Source organism: Turicimonas sp. TL08, assembly GCF_054660695.1.
On sequence record NZ_BAAGDP010000122.1, the window covers coordinates 1 to 244 of the forward strand.

Sequence of the window (244 nt, forward strand, 5' to 3'; positions counted from 1 at the left end):
CGAAAACTTAGATCAACTTGATAGGTAGTGCTACTGAAACTTCTAGGGAAATAAACATCCGTAGATTTATTGTTTGGGTAGCCTAACTCTCCCCACTGGACTGTGAATCCGGTTGAGTTATCACGAGTTTTTATTTAATTTTTATAAGGAGAATCATTATGAATTATTTGATTAAATTTGATAAAAATGGCAGACGTGGTGAGACGTATGTCAAGGAAGAGAAAACTGAAAAACAGATCAAGGA

Annotated in this window: 1 protein-coding gene; it reads right to left on the reverse strand. The window is 34.8% G+C overall.

The window, feature by feature from the left end; all coding sequences use genetic code 11:
- Positions 1-134, reverse strand: a 134-nt coding sequence (locus ACYQ4O_RS13190) for a gp53-like domain-containing protein (RefSeq protein ID WP_460175898.1), incomplete at its 3' end; no start/stop codon positions are given.
- Positions 135-244: the final 110 nt, after the last annotated feature.